The sequence below is a fragment of the Syntrophorhabdaceae bacterium genome (assembly GCA_028713955.1).
GTDB lineage: Bacteria > Desulfobacterota > Syntrophorhabdia > Syntrophorhabdales > Syntrophorhabdaceae > UBA5609.
Window position 1 is genome coordinate 1 of the sequence record JAQTNJ010000361.1, and the last position, 2,618, is coordinate 2,618.

Genomic DNA, 2,618 nt, shown 5'->3' on the forward strand with positions numbered 1-2,618 from the left:
TTTTTCAGCTCTTTAAGGACCTCGAGCCCGTTGATGTCGGGAAGGGAGATATCGAGGAGGACCAGATCGTAATCACTCGCCTGGATCTTATTTATCAGCTCATACCCTCTCCCGGCTTCATCGACCTCTACCATGTCAAAGCCTTCCTGTATGATCTCCTTGAGACCTTTGAGCACGACCGGGTGGTCATCGGCAATGATAATGCGGTGCATTTATTATTCCTCTTTATGACCTTGCTCTGATATGCGCCGGCCCGCCTTTCCGGGTCTCCGTATAGAGCGGGACACTCAGGCTGATGGTTGTCCCTTTATCACGGACGCCTTTTATTGCAAGGACTCCCCTGATGGCATACGCCCGTTCGCGCATGCCTGTTATTCCGATAGACCGGGGATGTAATATCTCACTCTTTGCAATGCCTTTCCCGTCATCCCTTATCTCCATAACAAGCCTGTCTCTTTTTTTCCGCAGGAATACGGTGACATTTCGAGCGTCAGCGTGACGGACAACGTTGGTAACCCCCTCCTGAAAGATACGGAAAACCTCTGTGGCTATCTCCCTTCCCAGGATCATATCCTGCGGTTCCGGGATAAATGTGAAGGCGATGTCAGTATTTTTTTCAAAATCCTTTATCATGATCCTGATTGCCTCGTTGAGGCCGAAATCGTCGAGGGCAACGGGTCTCAATTCCATTGACATCCTTTGTATGTTCTTAATAACCTTATCAATAACCGCAAGCAACGAGCGTATCCTTTCCATCACCAGCATATTATCTTCAGGCAATCTTTTCGCTATCCACGATACATCCATTTTCATACCCGTCAGTACCTGCCCCAATTCATCATGGAGTTCACGCGCGAGAAGCGCCCTCTCCTTTTCGCCGACTCTCTGTAAATGGTCACTGAGATAGCGCAGCCGTTTCTGGGATTGATTCAGCTCATTTTCGATGATTTTACATCTCGTAATTTCCTTCTGGAGTTGCCTGTTCGATTCAGACAATTGGGCAGTCCGTTCTTCAACCCGTCTTTCCAGTTCCACATGTGACTTCCTGAGTTCCTCCTCCATCTGCTTGCGCTCGGTAATTTCAATACAGGTACCAACCCATTCCCGTACGCTCCCGTCTTCCCTAATTACAGGAACACCACGGGCCATGAAATGTCGGTAGACCCCGTCATGCCTTCGTACGCGGTATTCGGTCTCATAGTCCTTTTTTGTTGCAAGAGCTCTTGCCCATGCCTGCAAGGCATGTTCAAGATCATCCGGGTGAAGGGCTTTCGACCATCCCAAGCCAACAATCTCTTCATAATTCTGGCCGGTATACTTTCTCCAGGAAGGCATATCTCCCTCAACCTCTCCGTCAACATTTGTAACCCATCCAAGTTGCCCTGTCACGTCGATATAAGACCTATGGCGTTCTTCACTCTCCCTGAGCATCTTTTCAGCCTGCCGGAACGTTGTTATGTCATAGTTGATTCCGATCATTCGCAGGGGTCTGTCTTTTGAGTCTCTCAGAACCTTGCCATAGGCCTTTATGTATTTTACGGCTCCGTCCGGCGTCAGTATGCGGAATTCCGTGTCGTATTCATTTTCTCCACGGAGAGCCTTCTGGCTTGCCTCCAGCGCTTCTGTCCGATCATCCGGATGCAGACTATTTTGCCAGGCTTCAACACAATCAGGGAATGAATCCCTTGCAATACCATAGAGCTCGAACATTCTGTCATCCCATACCAAAGTGTTCGAAAAAACATTCCAATCCCAGATGCCTATGCCGGATGCATGGGTGGCCAAAGCAAACCGTTCATTCATAAGCTTGAGATATTTTTTCACCTCTTTGCTCTCGGTGATATTCCGTATAGTGCACTGGATTACTTTCGCATGATCAACCGTGTAGATATGACCGACAAATTCCACGGCGATATCCCGGCCATCCTTCGTTACAAGCGACATATCTTCGTAACGTACATACCCCGTACGCTGAAGTTCCTCAAATACTGACTTGCTTGTCTTGATGTCTTGAAAGGCTCCTATGTCCCAGAGTTTTTTATCCAGGCATTCTTCCCTGGTATAGCCCAGCATATCTGCCAGAAATGGGTTTATATCTTCTATCTGTCCCGTGTCTGCATTGAGGATCAGGATACCGTCACGGGCTGTCTCAAAGAGCCTGCGGTAACGGGTTTCAGAGGTTATAAGCTCCTCATGTACTTGCTTCAAGGCGGTGATATCGCGAACCGCACACACAAAACCCGTGCGATGGCCTGAATCATCCTGGAGGTCCGTTACGGTGAGATCGCTGATAAAAACAGATCCATCTTTACGCCGCAGCGGAAACTCCGCATTATACATCCCATTTATTTTTAAGGCAGGGAGCAGTTCCTCGCTAAACTTTCTGAACTGTTCTGTATCCACATGCAGAAGCGCGACATCAAGGCCTATTATTTCATCCCTCGTATAACCGAAAATATGCCTGGTAGATATATTGACTGTAATAATTTTTCGTGTTGCTGCGTCGACTACAAAAACCCCGGATTTGATGCTGGCAAAGATTTTATCCAACAAAGTTTTTGTCTTTATTGAAGATTCTTCGGCCGGTTTCCGCTTGGCGGAGCCTTTTGCGGCTGTCT

Annotated in this window: 2 protein-coding genes; both read right to left on the minus strand. The window is 47.9% G+C overall.

The window, feature by feature from the left end; translation table 11 throughout:
* Nucleotides 1-212: response regulator transcription factor (locus PHU49_17020; protein ID MDD5245711.1), on the minus strand; the 212-nt coding region annotated here is incomplete at its 3' end.
* A 13-nt stretch (nt 213-225) separates the two neighbouring features.
* The coding region (locus PHU49_17025) for a PAS domain S-box protein (GenBank protein ID MDD5245712.1) at nt 226-2,618 on the minus strand (2,393 nt) is incomplete at its 5' end.